The sequence below is a fragment of the Sporichthyaceae bacterium genome (assembly GCA_036493475.1).
GTDB lineage: Bacteria > Actinomycetota > Actinomycetes > Sporichthyales > Sporichthyaceae > DASQPJ01.
The window spans coordinates 1-17,232 of sequence record DASXPS010000033.1 but is presented as its reverse complement, the minus strand read 5'-3'; the positions used below and the strand labels follow the sequence as shown (position 1 = coordinate 17,232).

Sequence of the window (17,232 nt, the reverse complement as noted above, 5' to 3'; positions counted from 1 at the left end):
CGGGCCACCGGCAATCGGGCCGCCGAACCCGCCGCGGCCTTCCAGGCGCCGGCGGTCATGCCGGCGGCGCGGCGCTCGGGCACCAGCACCCCGTGACCGCCGAAGGCCTCGGCCGAGCGCAGCACCGCGCCGAGATTGCGCGGGTCGGTCACCCCGTCCAGCGCGACCACCAGCGGGTTCTGCCGCGCCCGGGCCGCCCGCTGCAGCAGGTCGTCGGGGTGCGCGTAGTCATACGGCGGTACCTGCAACGCCAGGCCCTGGTGCAGGGCGCGTCCGGTGATCCGATCCAGCTCGGGCCGCGGGGCCTCCAACATCGGCACCCCGGCCTCGGCACACAGCTTGAGAACCGCACGCACTCGATCGTCGGACTCGATGCGCTCGGCGACGTGTAACAGCGAGGCGGGAATGCCCGCCTGCAGGGCCTCGAGCACCGAGTTGCGCCCGACCACGATCTCGTTCGCGTCCTTCCCGGCCCGGGACGGCGCCTTGGCCGACCGACCTGACGGGGCATCACGGCGCGCGGCCGCGGCCCGACGTGCCGCGGGGTGCCCGGTGCGCTCGGTGGCCTTGGGCGTCGGACCCTTGCCGGACAGGGCGCGGGCCTTGTTGCCGCCCGAGCCGACGGTGGAACCCTTCTTGCTGCCGGGGTTGCGGGTAGCACCCTGCCGACGACTGTTGCCGGCCATCAGCGCACCGTCCAACGCGGTCCGGCCGGGGTGTCCTCGACCACCACACCCGCGTCCCGCAATCCATCCCGGATCGCGTCGGCGGCGGCGAAGTCCTTGCGCTCCCGCGCGGTCTGACGCTGCGTCAACAACTCTTGCACCAATCGGTCCACCACTCCCAGTAGGTCCGCCCCACCGGTGGACACCCACGGCGCGCAGGCCGGATCCAGGCCAAGGACGCCGAGCATGCCGCGTACCTCCGCGGCGCGGGCGGCGGCCACATCCTTGTCGCCGGCGGCCAGTGCCGTGTTGCCCTCGCGCACCGTGGTGTGCACCACCCCGATTGCGGCCGGGGTGCCCAGGTCGTCGTCCATCGCTTCGGCGAACGCCTCCGGCACCGGGCCCGGCTCGACCGGGCCGAGCAGGTCGATGGCGTTGCGCAGGAACGTCTCGATGCGGCCGAACGCGCTGCCCGCCTCGACCAGGGCCTCCTCGGAGTACTCCACCATCGAGCGGTAGTGCGGGGCGGCCAAAAAGTAACGCAGCTCGATCGGGCGTACCCGACGCACCATCTCCGAGACCAGCAGCGAGTTGCCCAGCGACTTGCTCATCTTCTCCCCGGACATGGTCACCCAGGCGTTGTGCAGCCAGTAGTCGGCGAATTGTTCTCCCGCGGCCTTGGACTGCGCGATCTCGTTCTCGTGGTGCGGGAACACCAGGTCCAGACCGCCGCCGTGGATGTCGAAACGGTCGCCCAGGTACGTGCCCGCCATCGCCGAGCACTCCAGGTGCCAGCCGGGTCGGCCGCGCCCCCACGGCGTCTCCCAGTACGGCTCCCCGGGCTTGGCCGCCTTCCACAGTGCGAAATCGCGCGGGTCGCGTTTGTGTGTCTCCACGTCGGTGTCCGCCGCGGGCTGCATGGCATCCGGGCGCTGCCCGGACAACGCGCCGTAGTCGGCGAACGCCCCGACGCTGAAGTACACGTCGCCGCCGGCCGGGTAGGCCGCATCGCGCTCGATCAGACGGTGCATCAGTTCGATCATCTCCGGCACGTGCCCGGTCGCCCGCGGCTCGACGGTCGGCGGCAGACAGCCCAGCGCCGCATACGCCGCGGAGAACGCCCGCTCGTTGCGCGCGGCAACCACCCAATACGGCACACCCTCGTCGGCCCCGCGGGCCAGGATCTTGTCATCAATGTCGGTGACGTTGCGCACAAAGGTCACCGCGTACCCGCGGTACTCCAGCCACCGGCGCAACACGTCGAAATTGACCCCGGACCGGATGTGCCCGATGTGCGGCGGGGCCTGCACGGTGGCCCCGCACAGGTAGATCGACACCCGGCCCGGCTCAACGGGCACGAACTCCCGCACAGCGCGAGCGGCAGTGTCGTGCAGGCGGAGACTCACCGGCCAAGCCTACCGGCGCGCGGGCGTTGTCCCGACCGCAGCGAGGCCGGGTCGGTCGCGGGAGGGACCGACCGAAGTTGTCTCAGGCCGGAACGCCGTGTTCGTCGCTGTAGGTGATCTTGATGATCGGCCCGTATTTGCGTTGCAGACGCTCACCCACGGCGTGGTCGGCCGTGCCGACCGTCACCGGCTGTCGTGAATCCAGATAGACCCCCGAGGTCGAGGGGTAGTGCACAGCCGGATTGTGGAAGATCTCCTTCTCGACCGCCTCACGGGCATCGGCCAGCGCCGGACCACCGAAGCAACTGGGCAACACCGATACCGGGAGCACGGCTTGATTCGGCTGCGCCCGATGCTCTCGCTGCACGACCGCCGTCAACTCTCGCTGTAAAGCCGCGATGTCGACCAGGGCGGGATCGACCAAGACAATCGCGCGCTTGTCCACCGGATCACCCCCGACGGCCACGAACCCCCGACGTACCCCGTCCGTCGAGGCGATCTCGATCGCCCGGAAGTGATCGGCCGCGGCATTCGCCACGGCGTCCAGCATGTCCTGCGACCCACTGCGGTACCACCCCTTCCAGGTCGCGGTATCGGAGGTGACCGGCGGGATGTAGTCGAACCGGTGAATACAGGTCTGGACGTCCGACGCGGCCTCGTCGCGGTGCGCGGTTGCCACACCCGGCGCCGTGGTCGTGGCTGGCGTGGCGGTGCTGGACGGCGCCGGGGATTCCAGCACCACCGAACTTCCGGGGCCACACGCGGACAACAACCCGGCCGCGGCCGCGACGACGAACGTGCGAAGAGATCTCACCCGCCTTGGACGTCACCGGCGAGCGAAACGTTCGCCTCAGGCGACCCGCGATTGCACGGCGGCCACCCGGGCCAGGTCGTAACGGGACAACACCAACCGCACCAGCGCGGGGTGCAGACCGATCGGGCCGCTCACCACGTCCGCGCCGCACGCTGCCACCTCGGCGGCGAACCGTCCCGGCCACAACAGGTAACCAACCACCGAGATCCGCCGGTAGCGCCGCCCCCGCAGCGCGGCCACGGTGTCGCGCACGCCGGGCCGCGCGGAGCAGTTGTAGGCCGGTACCACCGGGCGGCCCAACCGCATCGCGAGCATCCCCGCCATCGTCTCGGTGTCGGCGTGCGAGCGCGGGTCGGAGGACCCGGCCGCGGCCAGCACTATCGGACCGTCCGAGGGCTCACCGGCCTCGGCGGTCGACAACCGATCGGCCAATGCCTCGGCGAGCAACGGGTCCGGCCCGAGCGCGGCCGCGCAGGGCACGTCCCGGTAGGCCGCCGCCACCCCGGCCACGTCGTGGGCGATGTGATAGCCGCTGCCGAGCAGCAACGGCACCACCACCGCGGCGCCCGGTTCGGAACGCAGCACCTCCGGCAACGACGGTTCGGCCAACTCGATGTAGGCCTCGCGCACCGCCAATCCCGGCCGGGCCGCCCGCACGGCGGCCAGCAATGTGCGCACGTCGTCCTGCGCCGCCGGGCGCCGACTGCCGTGCGCCACCGCGACCAGTACCGGATCTGACGCCATGTCAGCCGTCCACGCGCAGCCGATATCCGCGCTTCACCACGGTCTGGATGAACTGCCCCGTTCCCAGCGCCGCGCGTAGTCGGGTGACAGCCATCTCCACCGCGTGCTCACTGGCGGCATCTCCGCTCGGCAGCCGCGGCACCAACTGGGCCCGGGACATCACCCGGCCCGGCTGCTCGGCCAGTGCCCGCAGCACCGCCATCGGCGCGGGCGGCAACTCCACGAGCCGCCCCTCGACCAGCACGGCGTGCCCGCGGATCTCCACCGACCGGCCCCCGATCAGCAGCCCGGACGGCCGCCGGGCGGGCAACTCCTCGGCGATCGCCCGGACCAATGCGCCCAACCGTGGCCGCTCGGGCTGCAGCGTGCGCACGCCCAATGCGGTCAACGGTTCAGCCGTGACAGCGCCGACGCACGCGGGCACCACGTCCCCCCGGAACGCCGCGATCACCGCGTCCCGTCGACCCATCTGCTCGGCCACCCGCAGCACCGCGGCCACCGCGGGCTTACTGGTGAACGCCACCGCGTCGACGTTGCGGGTGGCCACCAGGTCCACCAACCGCATCACCGGCCCGATGTCATCCGGCGGGGCCCACCGGTACACCGGCACCGCCACCACATCGGCGCCGGCCGCGAGCAGCCCGTCCACCAACTCCGGTTCGGGATCGCCGTGCAACTGCACCGCGATGCGCACGCCGCCCACACCCTCCGCGCGCAGGTGGTCGAGCACCTCGCGCAGCGATTCGGATACCGGCGACCACGACTCCCGCAATCCCGCCGCCCGGATCGCGCCCATCGCCTTCGGACCGCGAGCGAACACGTCGGCCTTGGTGAGCACGTCGCGCAGCGACTCGCCGAGTCCCCAGCCGTCCGCCGCCTCGATCCAGCCGCGGAACCCGACGCCGGTGGTGGCGATGACGATGGTCGGTGGCTGGGCCAGGCACGCCCTGGTCGCCTCCAACAGCGCCCGGTCATCGGTGAGCGGACGTACCGAGACCGCGGGCGCGAGGATGACGCGCGCACCGCGCCGTTCGAGCAATGCGGACAATTCTTCACGGCGCCGGCACGCGGTCACCGCGACGGAAAACCCGGTCAGCGGGGTGTACGGCTCGTCGCCCACCACCGCCTCCACCCGTTGGTCGGGAACCCGGCCGTCCACGACCGCGGTCATCCGTGCCCTTTGACCTGCACGACGCCGTCGAGGATCCGCACCTCGAACGGGGCGAGGCGCTTGGCCGGGTCGTCCAGACATGTCCCGGTGCGCAGATCGAACACGTCCTTGTAGAGCGGCGAGGCCACGGTGGGCACCTCCCCGCGACTACCCACGATGCCACGGGCGATCACTGAGGCTCCGGTGCGCGGGTCGAGGTTGGACACCGCGAAAACCCCGCCGTCCCAGGTGCGGAACACGGCCACCGCGTGGCCGTTGATCAAGGCCGGCACCCCGAGTTCGACCTGCAGCTCGGCCAGCGCGATGACATCGACCCACTCAGTGCGCATCGCAAGGTCATTCATCACGCCGCCCCGATCCGCAAGTTCCGCCCGGCGATGAGCTGCGGTTGGCCGAGTTCGTCGGCCCGAGCCGGGCGGATCTGGGCGCGCTCCTCGACGAAGACGATGCTCGGATCGGGCACACCGGGGGCGTTGACGAAGGACACGAACCGCTTGAGCTTGTCCGGGTCGGCCAGGGTCGCGGCCCATTCGTCGGCGTAGCCGGCCACGTGGCGGGCCATGTCGGCATCGAGATCCGCGCAGATCCCGAGGGAGTCCTCGACCAGAACCGCCTCGAGGTAGTCGATGCCGCCGTCCAGCGACTCCAGCCACGGTGCGGTGCGCTGTAGCCGCTCGGCGGTGCGAATGTAGAACATCAGGAACCGGTCGATGAGGCGGATCAGCGCCGCGTCATCGAGGTCGCGGGCCAACTCGACGGCGTGCCTGGGAGTCGCGCCCCCGTTGCCGCCGACATAGAGGTTCCAGCCCTTCTCGGTGGCGATGATGCCGAAGTCCTTGCCGCGTGCCTCCGCGCACTCGCGGGCGCAGCCGGACACCGCGGACTTCAGCTTGTGCGGGGCACGCAGCCCGCGGTAGCGCAGTTCCAGCGCCACCGCCATGCCAACCGAATCCTGCACCCCGTAGCGACACCAGGTGCTCCCCACGCACGACTTCACCGTGCGCAACGCCTTGCCGTAGGCATGTCCGGACTCGAAACCGGCCGCGACGAGCCGCTGCCAGATCAGCGGCAATTGTTCGGCGCGGGCACCGAACAGGTCGATGCGTTGCCCACCGGTGATCTTCGTGTACAGCCCGAACTCCTTGGCCACTGCTCCGATCGCGATCAGCCCGTCCGGGGTGATCTCGCCGCCGGGGATTCGTGGCACCACCGAGTAGGTGCCGTTGCGTTGCATATTGGCCAGCAACCGGTCGTTGGTGTCCTGCAGCGCGGCCCGTTCGCCGTCCAGCACATGCTCGTTGTGCTGGCTGGCCAGGATCGAGGCCAGAACCGGCTTGCAGATGTCGCAACCGCGGCCCATGCCGTGCGAGGAGACCACCTCACCGAAGGTGGTGGCGCCGGTGACCCGCACGATGTCGAACAGTTCCGCGCGGCTGTAGGCGAAGTGCTCGCAGATCGCCTTGCTGACCGTGACGCCGGCCTTGGCCAGCTCATGATCCAACAACTGCTTGAGCAGCGGCACGCAGGAGCCACAACCGGTGCCCGCCTTGGTGGCACCCTTGACCTCGGCCATCGTGCAGGCGCCACCGCCGATAGCGGCGACGATGCTGCCCTTGTCCACGTTCTCGCAGGAGCAGATGGTGGCCTCGTCGGGCAACCCCACCGGCCCCACGCCGCCGGGCGCACCGGAACGCGCGGGCAGGATCAGGTCCTGCGGGTCCGGCGGCAGCGGTAGCCCGGCGGTCACCATCGGACGCAGCGTCAGGTATGCCGAGGCGTCACCGACCAGGATGCCGCCCAGCAACCGGCTGCCGTCGTCGGAGACCACGAGTTTCTTGTAGACACGGGAAACCGCGTCTGCGTAGGTCAGCTCCAGGGAGCCCTTGGTGGTGGCAAACGCGTCACCGAAGCTGGCCACGTCGACGCCGAGCAGCTTGAGCTTGGTGGACATGTCCGCGCCGGTGAAGGTGCCCTCGCCGCCGGCCAGACACGTTGCGACCGTGTCGGCCATCGCGTAGCCGGGCGCCACCAGTCCGTAGACACGACCGCCTGCGCAGGCCACCTCACCGATGGCGTAGATGGCCGCGTCGCTGGTCCGGCACCGTTCGTCGACCACCACGCCGCCGCGCTCACCGATCGCCAGGCCGCACTCACGGGCCAGTTCGTCGCGCGGACGGATGCCCGCGGAGAACACCAGCACCCCGACGTCCAGCGGGTCGCGGCCGACCAGCCGCAGCTGAGCCACCCGGCCGCGTTCGTCGGCAACGATCTCCTCGGTGCTCGCCCCGAGGTGCAGGTGCACGCCGAGGGCCTCGATGTGCCGGGCCAACATGTCCCCGCCACCGGGGTCCACCTGAAGCGGCATCAGCCGCGGGGCCATTTCCACCACGTGCGTGGTCAGCCCCAGGTTGAGCAGCGCGTTGGCCGCCTCCAGGCCGAGCAGGCCGCCGCCGATGACCACACCGGTGGTCGCGTCCGCGGCCGCCTTGCGGATCGCCTCCAGGTCCTCGATGGTGCGGTAGACGAAACAGTTCTCCGCCTCCCGGCCGGGCACCGGCGGCACGAACGGGTAGGAACCGGTGGCCAACACCAGGGCGTCGTAGCCGAACACCCGCCCGTCCGCCAACGTGACGGTGCGCAACTCCCGGTCGATCCCAACGGCCCTCGCCTGCAACTCCAGGGTGACCGCCGCCTCGGCATAGTGCCCGTCGGGCAGCAGCGAGAGATCCTCGGCCGAGGCGCCCGCGAAGTAGTAGGACAACCCGACGCGGTCGTAGGCGGGTCGCGGTTCCTCGCCCAGGATCGTGATGTCCCACTCGCCGGTCAGCCCGCGCTCCAGCGCAGCCGTCACAAACTTGTGCCCGACCATCCCGTGGCCCAGCACCAGCAGCGAACGACGCGCCATGTGACTTGCTCCCCTCGGGCCATTCGGTGGCACCGAAGCTACGGAGCGCTCGTTTCTCCGCGGTTTCTGAGCGGTTTAAGCTCGAGACGTTTGTGAAAAGTGCCGTTCACACGACGCCGGCCCGGCCGTGAGCACCGTGTTACAACACCCGCACCACGGGCTCGGTCGACCAGATCACCGCGGTGGCGATGGCCGCGATGCCCTCGCCGCGACCGGTCAGGCCCAGCCCGTCCGTGCTGGTCGCCGCGACCGAGACCGGCGCGCCCACGGCCGCGGACAGCGCCGCCTCGGCCTCGACGCGACGCGGCCCCAGCCGAGGGCGGTTGCCGACGACCTGCACCGCCACATTGCCGATCTCAAAGCCCGCCGCGCGCACCCGTCGAGCGGCCTCGGCGAGCAGCAGCACACCGGCAGCACCGGCCCATTCCGGTTCCGCGGTGCCGAACTGCGCGCCCAGATCGGCCAGCCCGGCGGCGGAGAACAGCGCGTCGCACGCGGCGTGCGCGGCCGCGTCCCCGTCGGAGTGCCCAGTCAGCGCGCGTTCCCCCGGCCAGGCCAGGCCGGCCAAAAACAGCGTCCCCTCTCCGTCGGCGGCGAAGGCATGGACGTCCACGCCAATGCCGACCCGCGGGATCACCGCACCCTGCCCATCAACGCACTCCGGCCGCGCGTCGGTGCGCGAGCAGCGCCTCGGCCAGCAGCAGATCCAACGGGCGGGTCACCTTGAACGCCTCGGCGCTGCCGGGCACGGTGCGCACCTGCAGCCCCAGCGCCTCCACCAGCCCGGCGTCGTCGGTGGCGTCGGCACCCGCGGCCATCGCGTGCGCGTCGGCGAGCACCGCGCGCCGGAAGCCCTGCGGGGTCTGCACTGCGCGCAGCGCCGTGCGGTCCGGGGTCGCCACCACCAGGTCCCCGTCCACCTGCTTGACGGTGTCCGCCAACGGCAGCACCGGCACCACGGCGTCCGCCCCGGCGGCGACCGCCGCGGCGACCGCGTCGACCAGTTCCACCGGCACCAGGGGCCGCGCCGCATCGTGCACCAGCACCACCTCGACGGCCTCGGGCAGCGTGGCCACGGCCAGCCGCACCGATTCCTGCCGGGTGGCCCCGCCGGGCACCACGCTGACCTCGGCGGGCACGTCGTGGTCGGCGAGCAGCGCGGCCACCGCACCGACCTCGTCCGGGGGCGCGGCGACCACCACGAAGTCCACACTGCGGGCCTGCGCCAGCGCCCGCACCGCGTGCACCAGGATCGGCACCCCGCCCAGCTCGCGCAGGGCCTTCGGCGTGCCGGGACCCAGCCGTTCGCCACGCCCAGCGGCGGGTACCACGGCAGCGGTTCGCATGGCGGCTAACTCTGCACCACGGCCAAAACCCGATGTGACTGTGGCCCGCGGCAGTGGGCCGAACTAGCTGGCCAGCACCTCGTCGAGGATGGCCTCGGCCTTGTCCTCGTTGGTGTTCTCGGCCAGGGCGAGCTCGCTCACCAGGATCTGACGCGCCTTGGCCAGCATCCGCTTCTCGCCCGCGGACAGGCCACGGTCACGCTCGCGGCGCCACAGATCGCGGACAACCTCGGCCACCTTGATCACGTCACCGGAGGCCAGCTTCTCCAGATTGGCCTTGTACCGGCGCGACCAGTTGGTCGGCTCCTCGGTGTGCGGGGCCCGCAGCACCTCGAACACCCGGTCCAAACCGTCCTGGCCCACCACGTCGCGAACGCCAACGAGATCCACGTTGTCGGACGGCACACGCACGGTCAGGTCACCCTGAGCAACCTTGAGAACTAAATACGTGCGGTCTACGCCCTTGATGCTTCTGGTTTCGATTGCCTCGATGAGTGCCGCTCCGTGGTGCGGGTACACCACCGTCTCGCCGACCTTGAACGCCATGGGTGAACTTCCCCTTTCTCACCGGCCTCAAGGATAGCACGCCATATTGCCGAGCCTTTGACGTTTGCGCAGGTCAGGGCCCACTCGGCACCCACGAAACGGCACTTGACAAACCTCTGTCCGCAGTACTCCCGCAGGTCAGACAGCAAAGCAAGGACGGTGTACCCTCCCGGCCGTTCAACGCGGATACTGGTCCAATGGGGTCGGCGGGCGCGGCCGAACCGGGCCGCGGACATGAAGACGAGGGTCGTGACGACCCCCGTTGGGCGGACCTGCCTCCGGTACTGGTGGACATCCCCGACGACGCCCGCGAACTCGACCCCGACATCCGGGCATATCGCCGGGAACGGCGCCGGGCCGTTCGTGACCGAATGCGACCGGACCGCATCTTCGTAGTCGGCGTGGGCCTGGTCCTGCTGGTCACCATGCTGGCCATGTCGATCTCCCCCAAACGGGCCAACGCCCCGGAACTGTTGCCGTTGGCCGACGAGACCACAGCTGGTCCGCTGCTGCCGGCGATCACCGTGGACACCGGACACGGCGTGCGGGCATTGCGCGATCTACGGCCCGGTGTGATCGCCCTGGTACCGGCCGACTGTCAGTGCAACGACGGGCTGTCCGTGCTGGTCGCTGAGGCCGCGCAGTACCGGTTGCCGGTGCACCTGTTGGACACCGACCCCAACGCCACACCGACGCTGCGGTTGACCGCCGATCGGCTCGGTGTACTTGAGCACCCGGACGTCCTGTCCGACCCCGCCGGTGCGGTGATGCACGTGTGGCCGGCACCGGCGTTGACCTTGCTGTTGGTCGCCGCGGACGGGCGGGTGACCCGGGCCGCGCCCGGCCCACTGACCCCGCCGGGACTGGATCTGCTGCTGGCCCCGTTGATCCAACCCAACGTGGCCCGCCCCGGCGCGGATGGGCCGGTGGCCGGGGCGGTCATCCGCAACGGGTAATCTGAGCGCCGCTTCCCTGCTGAATCACCGCGTGGAAAAGGCTGCCGTGACCCTCTCTCATCGCGCTAGAACCTCGGCGGCGCTGATCGCCATCCTGCTGCCGTTGGCCGGCTGTGGTGACGGGTTCAGGGCCCAGGTCGACGACGTGCAGGCGGACAACGCGGCCGGACAGACGCACGGCGTGCTGGCCCGGGCGATCGTGTTGGTCAAGGGGGAGGCGGCCACGGCCGCCGCCATCGCCGGGACCCTGATCAATAGCAGTAACCGCACCGACCAGTTGCAGACAATCAGCCTGACCGACACCGCGCCGGGTTCCCCCACGGTCACGCTGAACCCGAACCTGAACCTGAAGCCCGGGCAGGTGATCACTCTGGGCGTCGATGACTCCCCGCCGATCACCGTGCCCGACGCGACCGCGTTACGGCTGGGTGATTTCGTCAACGTGGTGCTGCATTTCCGCAACGCGGGCGACATGCGGCTGCAGGTGGCGTGTGTGGACCGCACGGACTTCTACTCCGACGTGCTGCCGATCACCACGCCGTCCCCCACCCCGAGCGTCACGCCGTCCGCCACTGCGACTCCCCGGTAGCGCCCACAGCAAGAAGGCCGGCCGGGTCGCTCCCACGACCGGCCGGCCACCAAGCTGTCGGTTCGTTCCCGTCAGGGCTCGAACTTGTAGCCCAACCCGCGCACCGTGACCAGGTAACGCGGCAGGGCGGGATCGGGTTCGATCTTTGCCCGCAACCGCTTCACGTGCACGTCGAGGGTCTTGGTGTCCCCCACGTAGTCGGCGCCCCAGATTCGGTCGATCAATTGCATCCGGGTGAGTACCCGTCCGGCGTTGCGCAAGAGCAGCTCGAGCAGCTCGAACTCCTTCAGCGGCAGGGCGATCGGCTCACCGCCCACCGTCACCACGTGGCGTTCCACGTCCATCCGCACCGGACCGGCCTCCAGCGCCGCGTCGATGGTGTCGTCCAGCTCGCTCTGGCGGCGCAGCACGGCACGGATGCGGGCCACCAGTTCCCGATGCGAGAACGGCTTGGTGACGTAGTCGTCGGCGCCGATCTCCAGCCCGACCACCTTGTCGATCTCGCTGTCCTTCGCGGTCAGCATGATCACCGGCACGTTGGAGCGCAGCCGCAACTGCCGACATACCTCGGTGCCGGGCAGACCCGGCAGCATCAGGTCCAACAGGATCAAGTCCGCGCCGCCCCGTTCGAACTCGTCCAGCGCGTCGGGTCCGGTACCGGCCACCGCGACCTCGAAACCCTCCTTGCGCAGCATGTAGGACAGCGCATCGGAGAACGATTCCTCATCCTCGACCACGAGCAGTCTCGTCACCCAGTCACCTTCCTCACGTCCACCTCTGTTCTGCTGGCCTCCGCACAGGAGCGGAGACGACCTCAAGTGGGCGTCGGACAGGCCCCGACGCCGTGGTGAGCAGCGGCAAGCGCAACGTGAAGGTGGAGCCGGTGCCCGGTGTACTGAGCACCCGCACGTCACCTCCGTGGTTACGCGCCACGTGCTTGACGATAGAAAGCCCCAGCCCGGTGCCCCCGGTCACCCGCGAGCGAGCCGGATCGATCCGGTAGAAGCGCTCGAAGATGCGCTCCTGCTCCGCTGAGGGGATGCCGATGCCCTGGTCCACCACCGCGATCTCGGCCAGGCTGCCCGCCCGGCGCACCGACACGGTGACCGTGGTGCCGCCCAGGCTGTAGTTGACCGCGTTCTCCACCAGGTTGCCCAGCGCCATCGCTACCTGCGCCGCGCTGCCGTAGACCTTCAGCCCGGGCTCCCCGGTGATCTGGAGCTCGATCTCCCGGGACGCGGCCAACTCCCGGATGCGGTCCAGCCCGGCAGCGACCACATCGTCGACGCTGACCGCCTCGGGTTCCTTCAACGGGTCGTCAGATTCCAGGCGGGACAGGTCGATCAGCTCTTGCACCAGTTGGGAGAGCCGTTGCGCCTCGGCGTGCATGCGGGCGGAGAAGCGCTCCACCGCTTCAGGATCCACCGAGGCGTGCTGCACCGCCTCCGCGAGCAACCGCAGCGCCCCCACCGGGGTCTTCAGCTCGTGGCTGATGTTGGCCACAAAGTCGCGGCGGATGGCGTCCAGCCGCTTCATGTCGGTCTGATCCTCGATCAGCACCAACACGTGATCGGTACCCAGCGGTGCCACCCGGGCGCTCACCGGCAGCATCGCGCCGCCCACCGGCCCGCGGGGCAGCTCCAACTCCACCTGACGGATGCGCCCGTCCCGGCGCACCTCCTCGACCAACTGCACCAGGTCGGAGGCCACCAGACTCTGCGCGCGCACGATGCCGAACGCGTAGGCCGCTGGGCTCGCTTTGACCACCTTGCCGCGCTCGTCCAGCACGACGGCCAGCGAGCGCAGCACCACCAGCACCTGGCCGACGCCCGGCGCCAACTCCCCGTCCTCGGCAGTCGCCGGCAGGTCGCGATTCATGGACCGCTCGCTGATGCGATACGCCAAGCCCGCCGCCAGACCAACCAGAAGGCCCAGCGCGATGCCGAGCATGATCAGCGACAGGTCCACCGGGCGGCCCCTGCCTGCGCGGCACTCATATGCCGATCGTAGGTCGCGTGTCCGCCTGCAGGACACCATCAGGCCGTTGAGCAGGCCGTTGTTCGCTACTGTTCACCCCCTCGCACGTCCCTGTTCACCGGCCCCAAGGACCCTGAGAGCCATGCGCGAAGCGTTCCGCGGCGAGATGGCCGCAATCGGGGAGAGCCTGGTCGAGATGACCCAGCTGGTCGGGTTCGCCATGAGCCGGGCCACCACCGCCTTGCTCGAGGCCGATCTGGACCTCGCCGAGAGCGTCATCGAGCACGACCGCATGATCGACAAGCGGCGCGACGAGATGGACGAGCGCATCGTCGACCTGCTCGCCCGGCAGCAGCCGGTGGTGGCCACCGATCTGCGGGTGCTGGTCACCAGCCTTCGGATGAGTGATGACCTGGAACGCATGGGCGACCTGGCCCTGCACGTCGCGAAGGTCGCCCGGATGCGCCACCCGCGCCCGGCGATCCCGACCGCGTTCATCTCCACGATTCTGGAGATGAACTACGTGGCCCAGATGATCGTCACCCGGGCCGGCGAGGTGATCGCCTCGCGCAACGTGAACGCGGCCCTGGAACTGGACCGCAACGATGACGAGATGGACATCCTGCACCGCAAGGTGTTCGCCATGTTGTTGGACCGGAACTCCCCGCACGACACCGAGACGGCCATCGACATCACGCTGCTGTCCCGCTACTACGAGCGCTTCGCCGATCACGCGGTCTCGGTCGCCCGGCGCGTGGTCTACCTGGCCACCGGCGAGTGGCCGGAACCGCAGTCGGACCTCACCGGGGACATGCCGCACCTCGGCGGGCAGTGACCGACCGCCGGGGTGGCCCTCAATGCCCCTGGGCCGCCACGGCGGCGGCCGCATCGGCGGCCGCCTTCGGGTCCAGGTACTCCCCGCCCGACACGATCGGGCGTAGTGAGGCATCCAGGCGGTAGTACAGCGGGATGCCGGTCGGGACGTTCAGGCCGACCACGGCGGCGTCGCTCATCCCGTCCAGGTGCTTGACCAGCGCCCGCAGCGAGTTGCCGTGCGCCACCACCAGCACCAGGCCGCCGGCCCGCAGGTCCGGCACGATGTCGTCGTACCAATAGGGCAGCATCCGGCGCACCACGTCGGCCAGGCACTCGGTGCGCGGCACGATCTCGTCCGGCAGCGCCGCGTAGCGGGGGTCGCCGACCTGGGAGAACTCGTCGCCGTCGGGTAGCGGGGGCGGTGGGGTGTCGTAGGAGCGGCGCCAGCGCAGAAACTGCTCCTCGCCGAACTGCTCGAGGGTGGCCTTCTTGTCCTTGCCCTGCAGCGCGCCGTAGTGCCGCTCGTTCAACCGCCAGGACCGGCGCACCGGAATCCAGTGCCGATCCGCGGCGTGCAACGCCAGCTCCGCGGTGCGGATGGCCCGGCGCAACAGCGAGGTGTGCACGACATCGGGGCGCAGGTCCCGCTCGGCCATCAGCCGACCACCGTGCGCGGCCTCGGCCTCGCCCTTGGCGTTGATGTCGACGTCCACCCACCCGGTGAACAGGTTCTTGGCGTTCCACTCGGACTGACCGTGACGCAGCAGGAGCAGTCGGTAGGTGGTATCGGTCGTCATGGCGAAAGCCTAAGGTTCGCGCTCCAGCAGGTGCGCGAACGCCGCCAAGTTGGCGGTGGACTCCCCCCGGGCCACCCGCCAGGCGTGCTCCTTGCGGATGGAGGTGGCGAAGCCGCGCTCCAGGATCGGGTTGAAGCTGCCGTCGGCGTATTCCAGCACGCAACCCAGAATGCGGTCGATCTCCTCGGCGTTCAGCGCGGACAGCGAAATGCGCCCGACCAGGTAGATGTCGCCGAGGCGATCCACGGTGAACGACATCCCGTACATCCGCGCGTTGCGCTCGAGCAGCCAGCGGTAGACCTCGGCGTGGTTCTCGTCCGGGTGGCGGGCGACGAACGCGTTGACGGTCACCGCGTGCGCGCCGACGGCCAGCGAGCAGGTGGTGGACAGCTTGCGGGTGCCGGGCAGGGTGACGACGAAGAAGCCGTCGCGCGGGTTCTGCCACTCCAGGCCGGCCGCGGCAAGTTCGGAACGCAGCAGTTCGCCGGCCGCGGCGGCGTCGCGGGCCATCGTCAGTCCCGCGGGCCCGCCAGCGCGCGGGCGTAGACGTCGAGCACCGCCTGCGCGGTCACCGCCCAGTCGAACCGGGCGGCGTGGCGCACGGCGCCGTCGGACAGCCGCCGGTGCAGCACCTCATCGGTGAGCAATCGGTGCACCGCGGCGGCGTAGTCGTCGGGGTCGTGCCCGACCACCAGCAAACCTGACTGCCCGTCAGCAACCGCGGTGCGCAGTCCGCCGACCGCAGCGGCCACCACCGGGGTGCCGCAGGCCTGCGACTCCACCGCGACCAGCCCGAACGACTCGGAGTGCGAGGGCACCACGGTGACGTCCGCGGCCCGGTACCACACCGCCAGTTCACCCTGCGGCACCGGCGAGGCGAAGCGCACCACGTCGCTGATGCCCAGTTCCCCGGCCAGCTTCTGCAGCGCTTCGGGTTCGGCCAGGCCGCTGCCGCTGGGGCCGCCCACCACGGCGAGCACGGTGCGCGCCCGGCGCTCGGTATCCCCGTTGACCAGCGCGGCCACCGCACGCAGCACCACGTCCGGCGCCTTGAGCGGTTGCAGCCGGCCGGCGAACAGGATCACCTGCGCGTCGGCGGGCAGACCCAGCTGCGCCCGGGCGGCGGTCCGGTGGCCGGGCGCAAAGACGCTCAGGTCGACACCCGGCGGCACCACGTCCACCCGGTGCGGATCCGCCGCGTACAGCTCGACCAGCGCTGCGGCCTCCTCCTCGGTGTTGGCGATCAGCCGGTCCGCGGCCGCCACCACATCGGCCTCACCGAGTTCCCGGCTGCGCGGCTCGGCCACGTCGCCGGCGGCCAGCGACGCATTCTTCACCTTGGCCAGCGTGTGCATGGAGTGCACCAGCGGCGTGCCCCAGCGCTGCGCGGCCAGCCAGCCCACCTGACCGGACAGCCAATAGTGCGAGTGCACCAGGTCGTAGTGGCCCGGTTCGCGGGTGGCCTCGGCGCGCAGCACGCCCGCGGTGAACGCGCACAGCCGACCCGGCAGGTCCTCCTTGGCCAAGCCCTCGAACGGCCCGGCGCTGACGTGGCGCACCGACAGCCCCGGCGCGAGCTCCACCACCGGAGGCAGGTCGCTGGAGGTGGTGCGGGTGAAGACCTCGACCTCGATACCGGCCTGCGCCAGCCGACGAGCCACCTCGACCACGTAGACGTTCATGCCGCCGGCGTCGCCGGTGCCGGGCTGGTCCAGAGGGGATGTGTGCACCGAAATGGTCGCCACCCGCCGCGGCCATGGCTGGTTCGCGGTGGGAAGTCGGACCACGGTGGCAGCAGCCACTCCGCCTCCTCGCCTCAGGACCTCGGTCATCCTGCCCGAACGCCTGTGCCGTCTACGCTTCCAGGCCTGACAACCACGAAAACAGCCCGAACAATCCCGACGAACTCTCGAGGACGTGGCAGTGACCCGACCTGTTGCCGTTGTGACCGGTGCGAGCGTGAGCATCGGCGCTGCCACCGCTCGCCGCCTCGCTGCTGAGGGCTTCGAGGTCGTCTGTGCCTCGCGCAGCCTGGACAAACTGGAGCCGCTCGCCAAGGAGATCGACGGCCGCGCGGTCCAGCTGGACGTTCGTGATGACGCGTCGGTCGCCGCGCTCGCGGCAGCGGTCCCCGAGTGTCAAGTCTTGGTCAACAACGCTGGTGGGGCACTCGGCCTGGAGCCGGTCGGCGAGGCCAACCTCGACGACTGGCAGTGGATGTACGACGTGAACGTGCTCGGCGTCGCGCGCGTGACCAAGGCCCTGCTCCCGGCGCTCATCGACAGCGGCAACGGCCACATCGTGGTGATGGGCTCGACCGCCGGTCACATCGTCTACGAGGGCGGCGCCGGCTACACAGTCGCGAAGCACGGCACCGCGGCGGTGGCCGAGACGTTGCGGCTCGAGCTCTGGGACCAGCCGGTGCGCGTCACGGAGATCGCACCGGGGATGGTCAAGACCGAGACGTTCTCGCTGAATCGGTTCCGCGGCGACGCCGAAC

19 protein-coding genes are annotated in these 17,232 nt (G+C 70.4%); 4 read left to right on the top strand and 15 right to left on the bottom strand.

Annotation, left to right across the window (positions count from 1 at the left end; genetic code table 11):
* The 10 genes from VGJ14_04165 to VGJ14_04120 all read right to left on the bottom strand — a co-directional run.
* A partial coding sequence (locus VGJ14_04165; protein ID HEY2831596.1) for an RNA methyltransferase occupies positions 1-686 on the bottom strand: 686 nt, incomplete at its 3' end.
* A complete protein-coding gene (gene cysS / locus VGJ14_04160) occupies positions 686-2,071 on the bottom strand; it encodes a cysteine--tRNA ligase (GenBank protein ID HEY2831595.1) in 1,386 nt (461 codons plus the stop codon). The genes VGJ14_04165 and cysS, both read right to left, overlap by 1 nt.
* Positions 2,072-2,153: 82 nt before the next feature.
* Positions 2,154-2,885, bottom strand: a complete 732-nt coding sequence (locus tag VGJ14_04155; protein ID HEY2831594.1) for a hypothetical protein — start codon at positions 2,883-2,885, stop codon at positions 2,154-2,156.
* A 36-nt stretch (positions 2,886-2,921) separates the two neighbouring features.
* Positions 2,922-3,629: a sirohydrochlorin chelatase gene (locus VGJ14_04150; GenBank protein HEY2831593.1), complete on the bottom strand. Its 708-nt coding sequence runs from the start codon at positions 3,627-3,629 to the stop codon at positions 2,922-2,924.
* A 1-nt stretch (position 3,630) separates the two neighbouring features.
* A complete protein-coding gene (locus tag VGJ14_04145; protein HEY2831592.1) occupies positions 3,631-4,800 on the bottom strand; it encodes a uroporphyrinogen-III synthase in 1,170 nt (389 codons plus the stop codon).
* Complete coding sequence (gene nirD / locus VGJ14_04140; GenBank protein ID HEY2831591.1) at positions 4,797-5,129, bottom strand: nitrite reductase small subunit NirD; 333 nt, start codon at positions 5,127-5,129, stop codon at positions 4,797-4,799. Before nirD ends, VGJ14_04145 begins: the two co-directional genes overlap by 4 nt.
* Positions 5,130-5,143: 14 nt before the next feature.
* Complete coding sequence (gene nirB, locus VGJ14_04135) at positions 5,144-7,705, bottom strand: nitrite reductase large subunit NirB (protein HEY2831590.1); 2,562 nt, start codon at positions 7,703-7,705, stop codon at positions 5,144-5,146.
* A gap of 139 nt (positions 7,706-7,844) precedes the next feature.
* Positions 7,845-8,342, bottom strand: a complete 498-nt coding sequence (gene ispF / locus VGJ14_04130) for a 2-C-methyl-D-erythritol 2,4-cyclodiphosphate synthase (GenBank protein ID HEY2831589.1) — start codon at positions 8,340-8,342, stop codon at positions 7,845-7,847.
* Between the two features lie 13 nt (positions 8,343-8,355).
* Entirely contained in the window at positions 8,356-9,051 is a 696-nt protein-coding gene (ispD, locus tag VGJ14_04125; GenBank protein ID HEY2831588.1) for a 2-C-methyl-D-erythritol 4-phosphate cytidylyltransferase, read from the bottom strand.
* Positions 9,052-9,114: 63 nt separating this feature from the next.
* Positions 9,115-9,597: a CarD family transcriptional regulator gene (locus VGJ14_04120; protein HEY2831587.1), complete on the bottom strand. Its 483-nt coding sequence runs from the start codon at positions 9,595-9,597 to the stop codon at positions 9,115-9,117.
* Positions 9,598-9,794: 197 nt separating this feature from the next.
* Here VGJ14_04120 and VGJ14_04115 point away from each other — a divergent pair, with 197 nt between their 5' ends.
* Complete coding sequence (locus VGJ14_04115) at positions 9,795-10,553, top strand: hypothetical protein (protein ID HEY2831586.1); 759 nt, start codon at positions 9,795-9,797, stop codon at positions 10,551-10,553.
* 46 nt (positions 10,554-10,599) lie between these two features.
* Positions 10,600-11,142 (top strand): hypothetical protein, encoded by a 543-nt coding sequence (locus tag VGJ14_04110; GenBank protein ID HEY2831585.1) that lies wholly within the window; start codon positions 10,600-10,602, stop codon positions 11,140-11,142.
* Between the two features lie 71 nt (positions 11,143-11,213).
* Here the strand turns inward: VGJ14_04110 and VGJ14_04105 are convergent, their stop codons facing one another.
* Both VGJ14_04105 and VGJ14_04100 read right to left on the bottom strand, forming a co-directional pair.
* A complete protein-coding gene (locus VGJ14_04105) occupies positions 11,214-11,894 on the bottom strand; it encodes a response regulator transcription factor (GenBank protein HEY2831584.1) in 681 nt (226 codons plus the stop codon).
* Between the two features lie 13 nt (positions 11,895-11,907).
* Complete coding sequence (locus tag VGJ14_04100) at positions 11,908-13,110, bottom strand: ATP-binding protein (GenBank protein ID HEY2831583.1); 1,203 nt, start codon at positions 13,108-13,110, stop codon at positions 11,908-11,910.
* 151 nt (positions 13,111-13,261) lie between these two features.
* Between VGJ14_04100 and phoU the strand changes: the two genes are divergently transcribed.
* Positions 13,262-13,954, top strand: a complete 693-nt coding sequence (gene phoU / locus VGJ14_04095) for a phosphate signaling complex protein PhoU (GenBank protein HEY2831582.1) — start codon at positions 13,262-13,264, stop codon at positions 13,952-13,954.
* 19 nt (positions 13,955-13,973) lie between these two features.
* On the opposite strand, the gene VGJ14_04090 is transcribed toward phoU, so the two are convergent.
* The 3 genes from VGJ14_04090 to mshA are packed head-to-tail and all read right to left on the bottom strand — an operon-like array spanning position 13,974 to position 16,534.
* A complete protein-coding gene (locus VGJ14_04090) occupies positions 13,974-14,732 on the bottom strand; it encodes a phosphoglyceromutase (GenBank protein ID HEY2831581.1) in 759 nt (252 codons plus the stop codon).
* 9 nt (positions 14,733-14,741) lie between these two features.
* A complete protein-coding gene (locus tag VGJ14_04085) occupies positions 14,742-15,242 on the bottom strand; it encodes a YbjN domain-containing protein (protein HEY2831580.1) in 501 nt (166 codons plus the stop codon).
* Positions 15,243-15,244: 2 nt separating this feature from the next.
* The gene (mshA, locus tag VGJ14_04080) at positions 15,245-16,534 is read right to left on the bottom strand and encodes a D-inositol-3-phosphate glycosyltransferase (protein ID HEY2831579.1); all 1,290 of its coding nucleotides are present in this window, start codon (positions 16,532-16,534) and stop codon (positions 15,245-15,247) included.
* A gap of 115 nt (positions 16,535-16,649) precedes the next feature.
* Here mshA and VGJ14_04075 point away from each other — a divergent pair.
* Positions 16,650-17,232, top strand: a 583-nt coding sequence (locus tag VGJ14_04075; GenBank protein ID HEY2831578.1) for an SDR family oxidoreductase, incomplete at its 3' end; no start/stop codon positions are given.

Coding starts and splice junctions, on each gene's coding strand:
- phoU (HEY2831582.1), top strand. CDS start 13,262: ATGCGCGAAGCGTTCCGCGGCGAGATGGCCGCAATCGGGGAGAGCCTG.
- ispD (HEY2831588.1), bottom strand. CDS start 9,051: ATGCGAACCGCTGCCGTGGTACCCGCCGCTGGGCGTGGCGAACGGCTG.
- VGJ14_04120 (HEY2831587.1), bottom strand. CDS start 9,597: ATGGCGTTCAAGGTCGGCGAGACGGTGGTGTACCCGCACCACGGAGCG.
- VGJ14_04150 (HEY2831593.1), bottom strand. CDS start 3,629: ATGGCGTCAGATCCGGTACTGGTCGCGGTGGCGCACGGCAGTCGGCGC.
- VGJ14_04090 (HEY2831581.1), bottom strand. CDS start 14,732: ATGACGACCGATACCACCTACCGACTGCTCCTGCTGCGTCACGGTCAG.
- VGJ14_04085 (HEY2831580.1), bottom strand. CDS start 15,242: ATGGCCCGCGACGCCGCCGCGGCCGGCGAACTGCTGCGTTCCGAACTT.
- nirD (HEY2831591.1), bottom strand. CDS start 5,129: ATGCGCACTGAGTGGGTCGATGTCATCGCGCTGGCCGAGCTGCAGGTC.
- nirB (HEY2831590.1), bottom strand. CDS start 7,705: ATGGCGCGTCGTTCGCTGCTGGTGCTGGGCCACGGGATGGTCGGGCAC.
- VGJ14_04115 (HEY2831586.1), top strand. CDS start 9,795: ATGGGGTCGGCGGGCGCGGCCGAACCGGGCCGCGGACATGAAGACGAG.
- VGJ14_04145 (HEY2831592.1), bottom strand. CDS start 4,800: ATGACCGCGGTCGTGGACGGCCGGGTTCCCGACCAACGGGTGGAGGCG.